The sequence below is a fragment of the Streptomyces sp. NPDC045695 genome (assembly GCF_056432025.1).
On sequence record NZ_JBWKJU010000003.1, the window covers coordinates 318458 to 334006 of the forward strand.

Sequence of the window (15549 nt, forward strand, 5' to 3'; positions counted from 1 at the left end):
AGCAGCCGCGCCTGCTCGGCCTTCAGCCGGGCTCCTCCTCGATGACGTGCCGGAAGGGGTCGCGGCCGTCGGGCCGGGAGATCAGCAGGTCAGGGGATCCGGGGGCAGAGGGTCCGGGGGTCAGAAGGTCAGGACCCCGCGCGCCACCCGCCCGTGGTGAGCGTCGTCGACGGCCTTGGCGAAGTCCTCGACCGGGTAGACCTCCGTCACCAGCTCGTCCAGCAGCAGCCTGCCCTGCCGGTAGAGCTCGGCGTACAGGGCGATGTCGCGCTGCGGGCGCGAGGACCCGTACCGGCAGCCCATGATCGTCTTGTCCAGGTACAAGGAGGAGACGAGGAAGGACGCCTCCTCCCGGAAGCCGGGCACGCCCAGCAGGACCGCCTGACCGTGCCGGTCCAGGAGGTCGACGGCCTGGCGGATCAGCTTGACGTTGCCCACGCACTCGAAGGCGTGGTCGGCGCCCGCCGGCAGGATCTCGCGCACCGCCGCCGAGGAGTCGGCCACCGCGGACGCGTCGACGAAGTGCGTGGCACCGAACTGCCGGGCCACCGCCTCCTTCGCCGGATTCGCGTCGACCGCCACGATCGTCGTGGCCCCCGCGATCCGCGCCCCCTGGAGCACGTTCAGCCCGATGCCGCCGCTGCCGATGACCACCACCGACTCGCCGCGGTCGACGCGGGCCCGGTTCAGTACCGCCCCCACGCCCGTCAGCACACCGCAGCCGATGAGCGCCGCCGAGGTCAGGGGGATGTCGGCGGGGATCTTCACGGCCTGCACGGCCTTGACGAGCGTGCGTTCCGCGAAGGCCGAGTTGGAGGCGAACTGGAACAGCGGCCGCCCGCCCCGCGAGAACGGCTGCCCGGGCATCCCGATCGCCTTGCGGCACATCGTCGGCCGGCCCCGGTCGCAGTCGGCGCAGGCCCCGCAGTTCGCGAGGGTGGACAGCGCCACGTGATCGCCCGGCGCCACGTGCGTGACCCCCGGGCCCACCGCTTCCACGACGCCCGCGCCCTCGTGCCCGAGCACCACCGGCGGGGGGAACGGAATGGTCCCGTCGATCACCGACAGGTCGCTGTGGCACAGCCCGGCCGCCGCGACCGCGACCAGCACCTCCCCCGGCCCCGGGTCCCGTATCTCCAGGTCGTCGACCACCCGGGCCTGCTTGCCGTCGAACACGACGCCTCTCACCTGGACTCCTTAGGCAGGCCGAGCACCCGCTCGGCGATGATGTTGCGCTGGATCTCGTCCGAGCCGCCGTAGATGGTGTCGGCGCGGGTGAACAGGAACAGGCGCTGCTCCTCGTCGAGTCCGTGCTCGTACGCCAGCCCGGGCGCCCAGTGCGCCGGTCCGGCGCTCGCCGCCGCCCCCCGCACCTCCACCGCCAGCTCCCCGAGCCGTCGGTGCCACCCGCCCCACAGCAGCTTCGCCACGCTCGGTGCGCCCGCGTCGGGCGTCGAGCCGAGGGTGCGCAGGGCGTTCCACCGCATGGTGCGCAGCTCGGCCCACTGGCGTACGAGGTGGTCGCGCACGACCGGATCCGCCGCGCCCGACGCCGCGTAGGCGGCCAGTACGCGTTCCAGTTCGGCGGCGAAGCCGATCTGCTGCACGAGCGTGGACACCCCGCGTTCCAGGGCGAGCAGGCCCACGGCCACGCGCCAGCCGTCGCCCGGCGCGCCGACGACCTCCGCCGCCACCGCCCCGTCGAAGAACACCTCGTTGAACTCCGAGGTCCCCGACATCTGCCGGATCGGCCGCACCTCGACGCGGCCCGGCTGGTCCATTCGTACGAGCAGGAACGACAGCCCCCGGTGGCGCCGGGACCCGGCCTCGGTGCGGGCGAGGACGAAGCACCAGTCGGCGTCCCGGGCCAGCGAGGTCCAGATCTTCTGCCCGGTGACCCGGTGCAGCCCGTCGGCCGGGTCACGGACCGCCGCCGTACGGATGCCCGCGAGGTCGGAGCCGGCGCCCGGTTCGCTGTAGCCCTGGCACCACAGCTCCTCGCCGCGCGCGATGCCGGGCAGGAAGCGGTCCCGCTGTTCCTGGCTGCCGTACGCGATCAAGGTGGGCGCGAGGAGGTTCTCCCCGATGTGGCCGACCCTGCCGGGCGCGCGCAGCGCCGCGTACTCCTCGGCCCACACCACCTGCCCGGTCAGGGACAGCCGCTGCTGCCCGTACGCCCCGGCGGGGACCTCCCAGCCCTGCCCGATCCAGCCGCCCCGGCCCAGCTCGCGCTCCCACGCCCGCCGGGCCTCGACCCCCTCGTGCTCGCTGCCCGGCCCGCCGAGGCCGACGGCCTGGGCGTACGGGCCCACGAGGTGCTCCGCGAGCCATCCCCGGGCGCGCCGGCGCAGCTCCTCGTCCTCGGCCCCGAAGCTGAAGTCCACGGTGTTGCCCTCCTGTCCGGCCTGCCTGCCTGCCTGCCTGGGGATGGGACCTAGGCGTTGGGGCGGTCCTTGGCGGCCGCCGCCTTGGCCATGGCCTCCAGCTGGGCGAGCATCGGCATCGGGTCCTTGCCGACCGTCCCGGGAAGGAAGTCGGCGATCTTCTCCGGTGTCCAGGAGCCCTCGGCGTACCCGGCGCGCAGCTCGCGCGGCTGCGCCCAGACGGCGATCTTGGGGCCGGCGATCGTGTAGACCTGCCCGGTGATGTCCTCGGCCCGGGCCCGGTCGCTGAGCAGGTAGGTGACCAGCGCCGCCACGTCCTCCGGCTCGCCGATCTCCTTGAGCTCCATGGGCACGTTGGCCGACATGCGGGTCCGGGCGACGGGTGCGACGGCGTTGGCCGTGACCCCGTACTTGGCCAGGCCGAGCGCGGCGGACCGTACGAGCGAGATGATCCCGCCCTTGGCGGCGCTGTAGTTCGCCTGGGCGACCGAGCCCTGGTGGTTGCCGCTGGTGAAGCCGATGAGCGTGCCGCCGCCCTGCCGGCGCATGACGGCGGACGCGGCGCGAAAGACGGTGAACGTGCCCTTGAGGTGGGTGGCGACCACCGGGTCCCACTCCTCCTCGGACATGTTGAACAGCATCCGCTCGCGCAGGATCCCCGCCACGCAGACCACGCCGTCGATGCGTCCGTACTGCGCGAGCGCGGTGTCGACGATGCGCTGTCCGCCCGCCATGGTGGAGATGTCGTCCGCCACGGCGACGGCCTGTCCGCCCGCCGCGGTGATCTCCTTCACGACGGATTCGGCGATCTCGCTGGTGGGCTCGCCGCCCTCGATGCCGACGCCGTAGTCGTTGACGACGACCTTGGCACCCTCGGCGGCCGCGGCGAGTGCCACGGCCCGCCCGATGCCCCGGCCGGCGCCGGTGACGGCGACGACCTTCCCTGCCAAGAAGTTCCCCACGTCCGGCCCCTTCCCGCGTTTTCTGACGGACCGTTAGATTCTTGGGGAGCCGGACGCACCAGCACAAGCCCCCGTCGCCGTTTCGCCGTTTCGCCGTTTCCCCGTTTCCACGCAAGGAGCTGTTGAGGCCCATGTCACTGCCCGCCGAGTTCCACGCCATCGCCGCGCGCGTCAACAACTGGGGGCGCTGGGGCGCAGCCGACGAGATCGGCACCCTGAACCTGATCACCGACGAGGTCGTCCGGGGCGCCGCGGCGCAGATACGCACCGGCCGCCGGATCCCGCTGGCGCTCCCCCTCAAGGAGGACGGCGTCCAGGTCGGCATGATCCCCGGGCGGATCAACCCGCTGCACACGATGGTGCAGATCAACCAGGAGCTCTTCGGCCCGGGCACGGTGGCGTGCAGCGACGACGCCGTGAGCATGGGCCTCCAGGCGGGCACCCACTGGGACGCCCTCACGCACGTCTCGCACTCCGGGCGGATCTACAACGGCCGCCCGGCGGCCACGATCACCGCGCACGGCCGCGCCGAGTTCAGCGGCATCGACAAGGCCGGGCACATCGTCTCGCGGGGCGTACTCCTCGACGTGGCCCGCGCGAAGGGGCTGGACCGGCTCCCCGGCGACCACGCGGTGACCCCGGAGGACCTCGCCGAGGCCGAGGAGTTCGGTGGGGTCACCGTCCGCGCGGGCGACATCGTCCTGGTGCGCACCGGCCAGATACAGGTCTACCTGGCGGGCGACAAGCACGGCTACGGCTACCCGTCCCCGGGCCTGTCCGTCCGTACGCCGCAGTGGTTCCACGCGCGCGACGTGGCGGCGGTCGCGAACGACACCCTGACCTTCGAGATCTTCCCGCCGGAGATCGACGACCTGTGGCTGCCGGTCCACGCCCTCGACCTGGTCGAGATGGGCATGCACCAGGGCCAGAACTGGAACCTCGAAAAGTTGTCCACAGCCTGTGCAGAAGAGCGCCGGTACGCCTTCCTGCTCTCGGCCATGCCGGAACCGTTCGTCGGCGCGGTGGGCACCCCGGTCGCCCCGGTGGCGGTGCTGTGAGCGGTGGCGGGGTGGGCGCGGGGGGCGCGGGGGGGGGTGGGCGCGGTGGGGGCGCGCCGCCGCTCAGGAGTCCCCGCCCACCGCTCCCGCCCCGGCCCGGGCCCCGACCAGGACCTCCAGGTAGTGCGCGTTGTACATGACGCCCAGCACGTTGCCGAACGGGTCGACCACCGACGCGGTGACGAAGCCCGGGCCGCGCTCCACGGGCCCCTCGTACTCCTTCGCCCCCATGGACAGCAGCTTCGCGAAGACACGGCCGAGACCCACCGTAGGCGTCAACCAGGCCCGTTCCGCCCCTAGTTACGCACCCCACGGGAACCATGAGGTGTCCATGGCGCGTCACCGTCCGCGCGACGCCGTTCCCGCGTCACGCAGAGGCCCCGCCGCCCCCAGGAGGAGCGATGGCAAACCCGTACCAGGTCACGCCGCCCCCGGCCCCCCGGCGCCGTTCGGGCGGCGGCATCGTCGCCTTCGTCGTCCTCGCCCTGATCATCGGCGGGATCTACGGCGCCTCCCGCTGGCTCGGCAAGGACGACGACAAGCCCGCCGCCTCCGCCACCGCGTCGGCGTCGCCCTCCGCGAAGCCCGTGAAGTCCTCCGATCCCGGGAACCCGGAGTCCTCCTCCGACACGTCCAGCTCGTGGAAGGTCGGCGACTGCGGCGGCCCCGACCCGGACAACCAGCCCGACGGCTACCGGCCGCAGAAGTGCAGCGCCTCCGGCGCCACCTTCAAGGCCGTCGACATCAAGGACGCCAGCATCTTCCCCGGGTCCATCCAGTGCCCGCCCGGCACCGACCTGATGATCCAAGTGAGCATCTCCTACGGCAACAGCAAGAAGGGCGGCATCCCCACCAACACGCTCTGCGGCCGCAACCTCTCCGGCGACCACCCCGGCGACCCGGGCGCCGGCGGCGGCCAGCTGGTGCAGGGCGACTGCGTGACCGACCAGGCCCAGGAAGTCCCCTGCGCCACGGCCGGCTCGGGCTCCTCCAAGGTGCTCGGCCTCGTCAAGCAGAAGAGCGAGTGCCCGTCGGGCACCACCCAGCCCATGCAACTGACCCTGGCGATCGGCCGCCCGTACGACGTGATCTGCACGGACGGCTGACCCCCGGCCCGCCGGTCGACGACCCGGAACCCTCGCCGGCGGCCCCCCACGGGGCGGCCGAGCAGGTGCTGGCACCGTGCCGTGCGGCCCCACCCGAAGAACTGCGGGTGGCGGCGGCGCGCGTGCACGCCCCGAGCGCGGCACGGCAGCCGCCACCCCGCGACCCGCACTCGTCAAGGCGTGCCCTTGGCGTCCCCTCGCGTCGAATCGCTCCACACCAGGGTGATCAAGATGTGACGGAACGTCAACACCTCGTTAGAGGTACACGTGTGGTTCCCGCACGGAGGAGTGAATCTTCGGCGGGTCGTCCGAGGCCCCGACCGGCGTCGGTTCCGCCGCGCGGTCGATCTCGCACCAGATCCGTTTGCCCGCGCCCTCGCGCTGCCAGCCCCAGCGGTCCGCCAGCCCGTCCACCAGTTCCAGGCCGCGCCCGCCCGTGTCGTCGCCGGCGGCCCGTCGGCGGGCCGGGGCGCGGTCGCTCGCGTCGGCCACCTCCACCCGGACGCCCGGGCCGCCGAAGAGCATCCGCAGGACGGCCGGACAGCCCGTGTGCACGACCGCGTTCGTGACCAGCTCGGAGATGAGCAGGATCAGCGTTTCGGCGAGCGGCTCGTCATCCCCTATGCCCGACCCTGCCAGCCGGGACCGGGCCCACCGGCGGGCCCGGCCGACCTCGGCGGGGTCCGCTCCTACCTCCAGCTGAACCTGAAGCACCTGCACCGCTCACACCATCCGAACCGGCGGACACTTCGCCTCGCGACAGGGTGGGATCACCCAGCGTGATCCCCTTGCCGAGCAGCATGGTTGACCTACAGTCACCACAACAAGCGCTTCGGGCATATTCCCGCGCGAAGGACCAGGCGTGGTGCATACTGTGCGACTCCCGCGCCGCTCAACCGCTCGCATCGTGGGAGCGTACCGGAGCAGGCCCCCGCGTCCGGGCCGTACGGGGGCGTGCGTAGGACACAAACCGATATCAACTCTCTGTAATCGGACATGCGTCCCCCGGCGTTCCGCCCGTAGCCTCCCCGGCCCCGCCCGTGACCCTCGGCTACCCCGGCTACCCCGCCGACGACAGCAGCTCCGCCGCCAGCGCCTCCTCCGCCTCGCCCGCCGTCCGCCACTGCTCGGCCCGCAACCACGCCCGCTTCAGGTGCAGGTGCACGTCCGCCTCCCACGTGAAGCCCATCCCGCCGTGGACCTGGAGGCAGTCCCGGGCGCACCGTACCGCGGCCTCGTCCGCCAGGAGCTTCGCGGCCGCCACCTCGCCCGGATCCCCCGTCACGGCCGCCGCGTACACCGCGGTACGGGCCACCTCCGCGCGTACCAGCATCCGCGCGCACAGGTGTTTCACCGCCTGGAACGCCCCGATCGGCTGCCCGAACTGCTCGCGCTCCCCCGCGTAGCGCACCGCCAGCTCCACCGTCCGCAGCGCGCTGCCGACCTGGAGCGCCGCCGTCAGGAGTGCCCCCTCCGAGCGGTGCGTATGCGGCGAACAGTCCGCGTCCGCGGACGGGCTCACCCGGTGCAGGGGCGTCAGCGGGTCCACCGAGCGGACCGGTGTGCCGGCCGGCACACCGTCGGCCCCCAGCACCGCGTCCGCCTCCCCCAGGTACGTCACCAGGTCGCCGCCCAGGTCGCGGGCCGTCACCACCACCGTGCCCTGCGCGGCCCCCGGGACCACCCCGGCGGCCAGGTGCGTGGCCACCAGCGGGCCCGGCAGCAGGACCCGCCCGGCCTCCTCGAAGGCCAGCACCGCCTCCGGCAGCCCCAGCCCCACCCCTCCCTCGGACTCGGGCAGGCGCAGCGCAAAGAGGCCCGCGTCCCCCAGTTCCCGCCACAGCCGCCGGTCCACGACCCCGCCCGACGGATCCGAAGCCCCCTCGTCGCCCGCGCCCCCCGCGTCCAGCGACGCCCGCAACGCCTCCCGCCCGTACCGCCCCGCCAGCAGGTCCCGTACGCCCGCCCGCAGGTCCCGCTGCTCCTGCGTCAGCTGGAAGTCCACGCCCCTCACCGGCCCTTCGGGAGGCCGAGGATCCGCTCGGCGACGATGTTGCGCTGGATCTGCGAGGTGCCCGCCGCGATCGTGTACGAGAGGGACGAGAGCCGGTCCAGCGTCCACTCCTCCTCCAGCGACAGGGACGCGGCGCCCAGTACCTGCGCCGCCGCCTCGTACAGCTCCTGGCGCGCGTGCGAGTAGGCGAGCTTGAACACCGAACCGCCGATGCCGGGCATCCCGCCGGCGGCCTGCGCCTCGCTGACGTTCCACTGCGTCAGCCGCCACAGCGCGCCGAACTTCCCGTAGAGCCGCCCCAGTCTGCGCCGCAGGACCGGGTCGTCCCAGCGCCCGTTCGCCTTGGCCGCGCGGGCCAGCTCGCCCAGGGTGCGGCGGCAGGCGACGACCTCACCGACGAAGGCGGTGCCGCGCTCGAAGGACAGGGTGACCATGGTGACCCGCCAGCCGTCGTCCTGCGCGCCGACCCGGTTGGCGGCCGGGACCCGTACCTCGTCGAGGAACACCTCCGCGAACTCCGTCGACCCGGCGAGCGTGCGCAGCGGCCGTACGGTGACCCCGGGCGCGTCCATCGGCATCGCCAGCCAGGAGATCCCCCGGTGTTTCGGCGCCCCGGGATCGGTGCGCACCAGCAGCTCGCACCAGTCGGCGACCTCCGCGTGCGAGGTCCAGATCTTCGATCCGGTGACCACGTAGTCGTCGCCGTCGCGGACCGCCCGCGTCCGCAGGGAGGCCAGGTCGGAGCCCGCGTCCGGCTCGCTGAACCCCTGGCACCACACCTCCTCGCCGCGCAGCACCGGCGGCAGCCAGCGCGCCCGCTGCTGCGCCGTGCCCTCGGCGGCGATGGTGGGGCCGGCGTGCAGCAGCCCGACGAAGTTCGCGCCGACGTACGGGGCCCCGGCGCGCTCCGTCTCCTCCAGGAAGATGAGGTGCTGGGTCGGGGTGGCCCCTTGCCCGCCCGCGTCCACCGGCCAGTGCAGGCCCGCGTACCCGGCCTCGTACAGCCTGCGCTGCCAGCCGAGGTCGTACGCGCGCCGGGCCGGCCAGTCGTCCGGGGACGGCTTGGCGGGCAGCGCGGGGAGCTCCTTGGCGAGCCAGGCGCGCAGCCGCGCCCGGAAGTCCTCCTCCTCCTCGGTGTAGGTCAGCTCCACTGCCCGTCCCGGCCCTTGTCCAGGCCGTCGGCCCGGTCCTTGTCGAGGTCGAGGCCGAGCATGCGGATGGCGTTGCCCCGCATCAGCTTGTAGACCGTCTCGTCGTCCAGGTCCTTCACGTGGTCGAGGGCGACCTCCTTGGTGTGCGGGAAGGTCGAGTCCACGTGCGGGTAGTCCGTCTCGAAGGTCGCGTTGTCGCGCCCGACGACGTCCAGCGAGGCGATTCCGTGCTTGTCGCGGAAGAAGCAGCAGAAGATCTGCCGGTAGTAGTACGTGGACGGCGGCTCGGGGATCAGGTCGCGCACCCCGCCCCAGGCGCGGTGCTCCTCCCAGACGTCGTCCGCGCGCTCCAGGGCGTACGGTATCCAGCCCATCTGCCCTTCGCTGTAGGCAAGTTTGAGCGTCGGGAACTTGACGAGCACCCCGCTGAAGAGGAAGTCCATCATCGAGGCCATGGCGTTGTTGAAGCTGAGCGAGGCCTGCACGGCGGGCGGCGCGTCGGGGGAAGCCGCCGGCATCTGGGAGCTGGACCCGATGTGCATGTTGACGACGGTCCCGGTCTCCTGGCAGACGGCGAAGAAGGGGTCCCAGTAGCCGGAGTGGATCGACGGCAGGCCCAGGTGGGTCGGGATCTCGGAGAAGGTGACCGCCCGTACGCCCCGGGCGGCGTTGCGCCGGATCTCCGCGACCGCCAGGCCGATGTCCCACAGCGGGATGATGCAGAGCGGGATCAGCCGGCCGCCGCTGTCGCCGCACCACTCCTCGACCATCCAGTCGTTGTACGCGCGCACGCAGGCCAGGGCCACCTCCTTGTCGTGCGCCTCGGCGAAGGTCTGCCCGCAAAAGCGCGGGAAGGTGGGGAAGCACAGCGAGGACTCGACGTGGTTGAGGTCCATGTCGGCGAGGCGGGCCTTGGGGTCCCAGCAGCCGCGTCGCATCTCCTGCCGGGTGATCCCCTCCAGCGTCATGTCGTCGCGGTCGAATCCGACGGCGGCGATGTTGCGCTTGTACGGGAACTTCAGGTCCTCGTAGATCCACCAGTCGGTGGGCGGGCCGTCGGGATCCATGGTGATCACGTATTTGCCGCCCGTGTACGCGAGCTCGCCGATGCCGGCGGTGAGCGGCTTGGGCCCGCGGTCGCGGTATTTGGCCGGCAGCCAGACGTCGAAGAGGTGGGCGGGCTCGATCACGTGATCGTCGACGCTGATGATCCGAGGCAGTTCCAGTTCCATGACCGTCTCCCATTTCTGATGGATCGTCAGAAACAAGCTAGCCCCGCCACCCCTGGACCGACAAGCGTCAGCGCTCTACGCTCTGCGCTGGATCTGACTGTCCGTCAGCTATGGGGAGGTCTGGCATGCCGCCTGGCACGACGTCGGGGACGACAACCGCCGCACAGGCGGCGGAACTGGCCCGGTCCGCGACCCTGTGGGAGCTGATCGCACGCCGGGCCGCACTGACCCCGGACGCCACCGTCCTCATCGAAGCCGCAGAGGAGCCCGCCGCCGACCGCCGGCTCACCTTCGGCGAACTGCGCGACCGCTCCGAACGCGTCGCGGCGGGCCTCCACGGCATGGGCGTGCGCCCCGGCACGGTCGTCGCCTGGCAACTGCCCACCCGCATCGAGACCGTGCTGCTCTCGGCCGCCCTCGCCCGCATCGGCGCCGTCCAGAGCCCCGTCATCCCCTTCTACCGGGACCGGGAGGTCGGCTTCGCGCTCCGCGAGGCCAAGGCCGAGTTCTTCGCCCACCCCGGGCTCTGGCGGGGCTACGACTACCGGGCGATGGCCGGCCGCCTCGCCGCACGCGGAGCCTTCGAGGCCTACCGCGACCTCCCCGACGGCGACCCGTCCGCACTCCCCCCACCACCCGCCTCCGGCACCGACGTCCGGTGGATCTACTGGACCTCCGGCACCACCTCCGACCCCAAGGGTGTCCTGCACACCGACCGCTCCCTGATCGCGGGCGGCTCCTGCCTGGCCCACGCCCTGCACCTGACCCCCTCCGACGTCGGTTCGATGGCCTTCCCCTTCGCGCACATCGCCGGGCCCGACTACACCGTGATGCTCCTGCTGTACGGCTTCCCGGCCGTCCTCTTCGAGAAGTTCGCGATGCCCGACGCCCTGGACGGCTACCGACGCCACGGCGTCACCGTCGCCGGCGGCTCCACGGCCTTCTACTCGATGTTCCTCACGGAGCAACGCAAGGCCCCCTCCACCCCCCTCATCCCCACGCTCCGCCTCCTGGCGGGCGGCGGCGCCCCCAAGCCGCCGGAGATCTACCACGCCGTCGTACGCGAGCTGGGCTGCCAGCTGACCCACGGCTACGGCATGACCGAGGTCCCGATGATCACCATGGGCGCCCCGGACGACACCCCCGACCACCTCGCGACCACCGAGGGCCGCCCCCCGGCGGGCATGTCCATCCGCATCACCACCCCGGACGGCACCCCGCTCCCCCCGAACACGGACGGCGAGGTCCGCCTGCGGGGCGAGGCCGTCTGCCAGGGCTACCTGAACCGCGACCAGTCGGCGGAGGTCTTCGACCAGGACGGCTACCTGATCACGGGCGACCTCGGCCACCTCACCCCGGACGGCTACCTGGTCCTCACGGGCCGCAGCAAGGACGTCATCATCCGCAAGGGCGAGAACATCTCCGCGAAGGAGATCGAGGACCTCCTCCACCAGCTCCCGGCCGTAGCCGACGTAGCCGTGATCGGCCTGCCGGACCCCACCCGAGGCGAACGCGTCTGCGCGGTCGTGGAACAACCCCCGGGCGCGGCCCCCCTGACCCTCCCCCAGCTCACGGCCTACCTCCGCACCCAGGGCCTGGCGCCGCACAAACTCCCGGAACAGCTGGAACTCCTGGACTCCCTCCCCCGCAACGAAGCCCTGCGCAAGGTCCTGAAGTACAAACTCCGCGAGCGGTACGCCTGAGCTCGGCGGGATCCGGGGAGGTAGAACCTCGCTCGTATTCGTCACTGTGACGTGAATTTGGTTCAACCGGGCCGCCGTTCAACCTCGCTCTGCAATGCTGGGAGCCGGTCGAGAGGAGCGGCAGCGATGCAGTGGAAGATCCACGGGGAACGTCCGATCTACGAGAACAAGTGGGTGAACCTGTGGCTCACCGACATCGAAACGCCGGATGGCCACCGCTGGGAACACCACGTAGTCAAGCTCCGCCACCTAGCCGTGGCGGCGGTCATCAACGACCGCCAAGAAGTGCTGATGATGTGGCGCCACCGCTTCATCACGGACGCATGGGCCTGGGAACTGCCCATGGGCCTGGTGGAGGCGGACGAGACACCCGGCGAGGCCGCCGCCCGTGAAGTCCTTGAAGAGACCGGCTGGCGTCCTGGCCCGATGAAGCCGCTGATCTACGCCGAACCGGCGAACGGCATCACGGACTCCCAGCACCACCTGTTCCGCGCGGACGGTGCCACGTACGACGGGCCGCCGACCGAGAAGAACGAGTCGGATCGCGTCGAGTGGATCCCACTGGCGAACATCCGCGGCATGATCGACCGCCGCGAGATCGTCAGCAGCGGCTCCCTCGTCGGCCTGCTCTACGTCCTGATGAACGAAGGGGTTCGCTGACCCGGCGGGGGAAGCATCGCTCGCAGACGTGCCTCGAAGGCAACCGCGGCCGGCACCTCGCGATGGGGCGCAAGCTGCTCGTAGAACTCGCGAAGGTGCCCGGCCACCCGCTCGGACGACACCGCTGCGGCAGGCACCAGGGCCTCTATCGCCGTGTGGCACGCCTGGTCGAGCTTGCCCCGCTGGAGCTGCGTACGGGCCAGCCAGAAGGCATGGAACGCCCGGCCGCGCTGGTTCGCAGGATCCTCCCGCGCCAGCGCATCCGCGATCAACGGCTCAGCGATCGCCGCCTCGCCCAGACGTCCGTGCGCAATGCCGGTGTCCACGATGAGCTTCGGCTCACCGAAGTAGGTCACCCATGCCGGGTCCGGATCGCCCTCGTGGATGCGCTCGAATTGACTGTGTGCCTCGGAGATAGCGTTATGCGTCGCTTTCCGGTCCCCCAAGGTCGCGTGGGCGAAGGCTTCGCGCATGGCCAGCATCGCCCGTACTCTCGGTGTCGCCCCGCTGGCGGCACGGGCTTGGTCCTGGGCAGCAGACACCAGTGCAAGCGCGTCCGCCGGCTTCTCCTGGTAGGTCGCTTGCAGGCTCATGCAGGCCAGTACGTTGGCCATGAACGGATGGTCGTCAATCTCTCTGGCCAGTTGCAGAGCCTCCGAGGCCATCCCCATGGCCGACATGCGCCGCGTCGGTGGGCTGATGCGCGAGGGCTGCACCATGGTCCTGGATGAGGTCGACTTCTTCGACCCGGCCATGGAAGCCACGTGCCGCGCGATCCAGTGGTGGGCCCATGAGCTGGTACAGGTGAACGCCTACCTGACCACGAAGGACGCCAGCGGCTTCAACCTCCACTGGGACGACCACGATGTCGTGATCGTCCAGCTCGCCGGCCGCAAGAGCTGGGAAGTCCGTGGTGCCTCGCGCAAGGCTCCGATGTACCGCGACTCCGCTCCCAACACCGAGCCCAGCGACGAGATCGTGTGGCAGGGCGTCATGGAGGCCGGCGACGTGATGCACATCCCGCGTGGCTTCTGGCACCAGGCCACCCGCGATAACCAGGGCGACGGATACAGCCTGCACGCCACCTTCGGCATCGTGAAGCGCGTCGGCGTCAACTGGCTAGCCTGGCTCGCCGACCAAGCCCGCACGCAGGAACTGTTCCGGTACGACCTGGACCGTTGGAACTCTTCCGACCAGTGGGAGGGACAGCAGCGGCTCCTAGCCGACGCCGTCGCCGAGATGGCTTCGAAACTGACCCCGCAGGACTTCTTCGATGCCCGGGAGCGGGAACGCCTGGCCGCCCGGCATGTCCCGGCCACCGGGTTGTTCGGCAAGCCGGCGGCCGTCGTGTGTGTCACCGACTTCGAGCCCGTGATCCAGCAGCACGCCGACACCGTGGACGTCCTCGCCGCAGGCAAGAAGGTCTCCTTCTCCGGCAAGGCGTACCCCGCGCTCGCCCTGCTGCTGAGCGGCCACCCCGTCGACATCGCCGACGCCGCCGAGAAGACCGGCGTGGACGTGGAGCAGCTCGCCGGGATCCTGCTGAAGGAGGAACTGTGCACGGAGCTGACCCCCGCCTTGTCCTCGGCCTACACCGGTCTCGTCACCACCGCGACATCCTGACGGCCGCACTCGACCTCGGCGTCACCTCCCTGGACACCGCGGCTGCCTACCTCGGCTTCCGCTCGCACGCGGTGCTGGCTGAGACGGCTGCTGATCTGCTGCCGAAGTTCGCCCTGTCCACGAAGGTAGGTTTCTTCCCGGGCGCTGGAGGTGCTGAGCACTCCCTCGATCCAAGTCGGCTGCGCCGGGCCATCGAGAAGGCGGCCCGGGAACTCGGCAGGGAACCTGACACCGTTCTCATCCACAACCCCGAGCGGAGCCTCACGGGCCTGTCCCCGGCCGATGGCCACGCTCTCCTCGGCAGCGCTTGCGCCGCCCTGGTCGACGCGGCCCGCGACGGCCTGTGCCGCACCTGGGGTGTGTCTTCTTGGGACACCCGGCCGCTCGGCATGGCCGGGGTGGACGACCTGCCGTCTCCAGACGTCCTCATGGTCCGGGCCGGGTTCCTCGTGGGCATCGACCTCCTCGATAGCACGGCCGTCCTGCACAGCGTCTGGCAGGCGGGCGAGACCTGGGGCATGAGCCCCTTCGGGGGTGGCAACGGGAAGGTCTGGGAGGACTTCGACCCTCGCCCCTTCCTTCGACCACCCCACGATGGCTTGTCCCGCGTGCAGGCAGCATTCCGTACGGCGTTCCACCTGCCGAGTGCTGTCGCGGTGGCCGCCGGCACCGACAACCCCGGTCACCTGGCCGAGCTGGTCCAGGTCCTGGGCGCGGATGTGAACACCACCGCCGTCAGCCAGTACCTGCGCGCCCTGCATGGGCACCGTCAGAGCTGAAGCTCAGCCACCAGGCGCTCGGCCTCATTCCGGGCCGGCACCAACAGCGGATCCCCGTCGTACGCGGGGGTCCGACGATCTTCGACAGGAAGAACAGCGACACCAGCTTGCCGTCCCGGCTCTCCAAGTCCGCACGCCGCTCCTGGCGGACGCGGTCCGCGAGCGCCGGGACGGCCAGCGCGTTGCCCCACAGCGTTGCGGCGTCCAGGCCCCGGGGCGCCATGCCCCAGTCCTCCCAGTCGATGATGGAGAACTCCGGCCCCATCACGTTGGCCCAGGTCAAATCCGCATGAGCCGGCACCCACCGCTCGATGCGCATATCGGCAAGGCCGGGGAAGACCTCACGAAGTGTCTGCGTCACCAGCTCCTGGGTGATCGTCACCGTGTCCGGCGTCGCGATGCGCGGCGTCTGCTGGTCCCCGAGGGCGTCCAGCGAGGCATTCAGCTCCGCCCACCACGCATCCGGCAGGCCCGGGTCTTCGAGCACCAGGGCGCCCTTGGCGACAGACGGCGACGCAAGCAGCTCCAGCTCATCCGCACGCCACATCACCGGTTCGCCCGGCTCGCGCCACGCCACGCCCTGGTACCACTCGGGCATCGCAACCCCGTGCAACACGGCGGCGGCCTCGGTCCCGTTCCAGCCCTGCGGGCCGATCCGCTCGAATCCCCGCCGCTCGATACGCACCCACGTATCCCGCTCCGTTGGGCCGCTCAAGGAACGGCGCTTGCGTACCAACGCCTGCCGATCCAACCGCACACGCAGCGCCTCTTCCACGCGCTCCAGCACGTCTTCGATCGGCTGACGGCGCAGATCCACCGGGGCGGCAACGGGCAGGAATCCAGTCATCACGACCTCCTCCACGCATCGACGACCGTA

The 15549-nt window shown here is 71.4% G+C and carries 14 protein-coding genes and 2 pseudogenes; 6 read left to right on the forward strand and 10 right to left on the reverse strand.

What is annotated here, in order from left to right; genetic code table 11:
- Positions 1-120: 120 nt before the first annotated feature.
- From AC07DU_RS07760 to AC07DU_RS07770, 3 genes are read right to left on the reverse strand one after another with little or no spacing between them, the layout of a single operon-like run.
- Positions 121-1188, reverse strand: coding sequence for a Zn-dependent alcohol dehydrogenase (locus AC07DU_RS07760; protein ID WP_479028828.1), 1068 nt, complete (start codon positions 1186-1188; stop codon positions 121-123).
- Complete coding sequence (locus AC07DU_RS07765; RefSeq protein WP_479028830.1) at positions 1185-2384, reverse strand: acyl-CoA dehydrogenase family protein; 1200 nt, start codon at positions 2382-2384, stop codon at positions 1185-1187. The genes AC07DU_RS07760 and AC07DU_RS07765 overlap by 4 nt, the downstream gene beginning before the upstream one ends.
- A 50-nt stretch (positions 2385-2434) precedes the next feature.
- Positions 2435-3346: an SDR family NAD(P)-dependent oxidoreductase gene (locus AC07DU_RS07770; RefSeq protein ID WP_360898503.1), complete on the reverse strand. Its 912-nt coding sequence runs from the start codon at positions 3344-3346 to the stop codon at positions 2435-2437.
- A 131-nt stretch (positions 3347-3477) separates the two neighbouring features.
- On the opposite strand from AC07DU_RS07770, the gene AC07DU_RS07775 reads away from it, so the two are divergent.
- The gene (locus tag AC07DU_RS07775) at positions 3478-4404 is read left to right on the forward strand and encodes a cyclase family protein (RefSeq protein ID WP_360898505.1); all 927 of its coding nucleotides are present in this window, start codon (positions 3478-3480) and stop codon (positions 4402-4404) included.
- A 63-nt stretch (positions 4405-4467) separates the two neighbouring features.
- Here AC07DU_RS07775 and AC07DU_RS07780 read toward each other — a convergent pair whose 3' ends face one another.
- On the reverse strand, positions 4468-4683 hold the full coding sequence (locus AC07DU_RS07780; RefSeq protein ID WP_479110199.1) for a VOC family protein: 216 nt from the start codon (positions 4681-4683) through the stop codon (positions 4468-4470).
- A 122-nt stretch (positions 4684-4805) separates the two neighbouring features.
- On the opposite strand from AC07DU_RS07780, the gene AC07DU_RS07785 reads away from it, so the two are divergent.
- Positions 4806-5510 (forward strand): hypothetical protein, encoded by a 705-nt coding sequence (locus tag AC07DU_RS07785; protein WP_479110201.1) that lies wholly within the window; start codon positions 4806-4808, stop codon positions 5508-5510.
- Between the two features lie 255 nt (positions 5511-5765).
- Here AC07DU_RS07785 and AC07DU_RS07790 read toward each other — a convergent pair whose 3' ends face one another.
- The 4 genes from AC07DU_RS07790 to AC07DU_RS07805 form a co-directional block, all read right to left on the reverse strand.
- Positions 5766-6230, reverse strand: coding sequence for an ATP-binding protein (locus AC07DU_RS07790; protein WP_453373383.1), 465 nt, complete (start codon positions 6228-6230; stop codon positions 5766-5768).
- A gap of 340 nt (positions 6231-6570) precedes the next feature.
- The gene (locus AC07DU_RS07795; RefSeq protein ID WP_479110203.1) at positions 6571-7515 is read right to left on the reverse strand and encodes an acyl-CoA dehydrogenase family protein; all 945 of its coding nucleotides are present in this window, start codon (positions 7513-7515) and stop codon (positions 6571-6573) included.
- 5 nt (positions 7516-7520) lie between these two features.
- Positions 7521-8675 (reverse strand): acyl-CoA dehydrogenase, encoded by a 1155-nt coding sequence (locus AC07DU_RS07800; RefSeq protein WP_479110205.1) that lies wholly within the window; start codon positions 8673-8675, stop codon positions 7521-7523.
- Positions 8666-9907, reverse strand: a complete 1242-nt coding sequence (locus AC07DU_RS07805; protein WP_479110207.1) for an amidohydrolase family protein — start codon at positions 9905-9907, stop codon at positions 8666-8668. The genes AC07DU_RS07800 and AC07DU_RS07805 overlap by 10 nt, the downstream gene beginning before the upstream one ends.
- Before the next feature lie 125 nt (positions 9908-10032).
- Here AC07DU_RS07805 and AC07DU_RS07810 point away from each other — a divergent pair, with 125 nt between their 5' ends.
- Positions 10033-11610 carry a class I adenylate-forming enzyme family protein gene (locus tag AC07DU_RS07810; RefSeq protein WP_479110209.1) on the forward strand — a complete coding sequence of 526 codons (1578 nt, stop codon included), beginning with the start codon at positions 10033-10035 and terminating at the stop codon, positions 11608-11610.
- Between the two features lie 126 nt (positions 11611-11736).
- Positions 11737-12270 carry an NUDIX hydrolase gene (locus tag AC07DU_RS07815; protein ID WP_479028845.1) on the forward strand — a complete coding sequence of 178 codons (534 nt, stop codon included), beginning with the start codon at positions 11737-11739 and terminating at the stop codon, positions 12268-12270.
- Here AC07DU_RS07815 and AC07DU_RS07820 read toward each other — a convergent pair.
- Positions 12240-12929: pseudogene (locus AC07DU_RS07820) on the reverse strand (hypothetical protein); the annotation flags it as partial. The gene AC07DU_RS07815 and the pseudogene AC07DU_RS07820 sit on opposite strands and share 31 nt — an antisense overlap.
- A 10-nt stretch (positions 12930-12939) precedes the next feature.
- On the opposite strand from AC07DU_RS07820, the gene AC07DU_RS07825 reads away from it, so the two are divergent.
- Both AC07DU_RS07825 and AC07DU_RS07830 read left to right on the forward strand, forming a co-directional pair.
- Complete coding sequence (locus tag AC07DU_RS07825) at positions 12940-13893, forward strand: JmjC domain-containing protein (protein WP_479110211.1); 954 nt, start codon at positions 12940-12942, stop codon at positions 13891-13893.
- Positions 13827-14672, forward strand: coding sequence for an aldo/keto reductase (locus AC07DU_RS07830; RefSeq protein WP_479110213.1), 846 nt, complete (start codon positions 13827-13829; stop codon positions 14670-14672). The genes AC07DU_RS07825 and AC07DU_RS07830 overlap by 67 nt, the downstream gene beginning before the upstream one ends.
- On the opposite strand, the pseudogene AC07DU_RS07835 reads toward AC07DU_RS07830, so the two are convergent.
- Positions 14663-15519: pseudogene (locus AC07DU_RS07835) on the reverse strand (hypothetical protein). The gene AC07DU_RS07830 and the pseudogene AC07DU_RS07835 sit on opposite strands and share 10 nt — an antisense overlap.
- Positions 15520-15549: the final 30 nt, after the last annotated feature.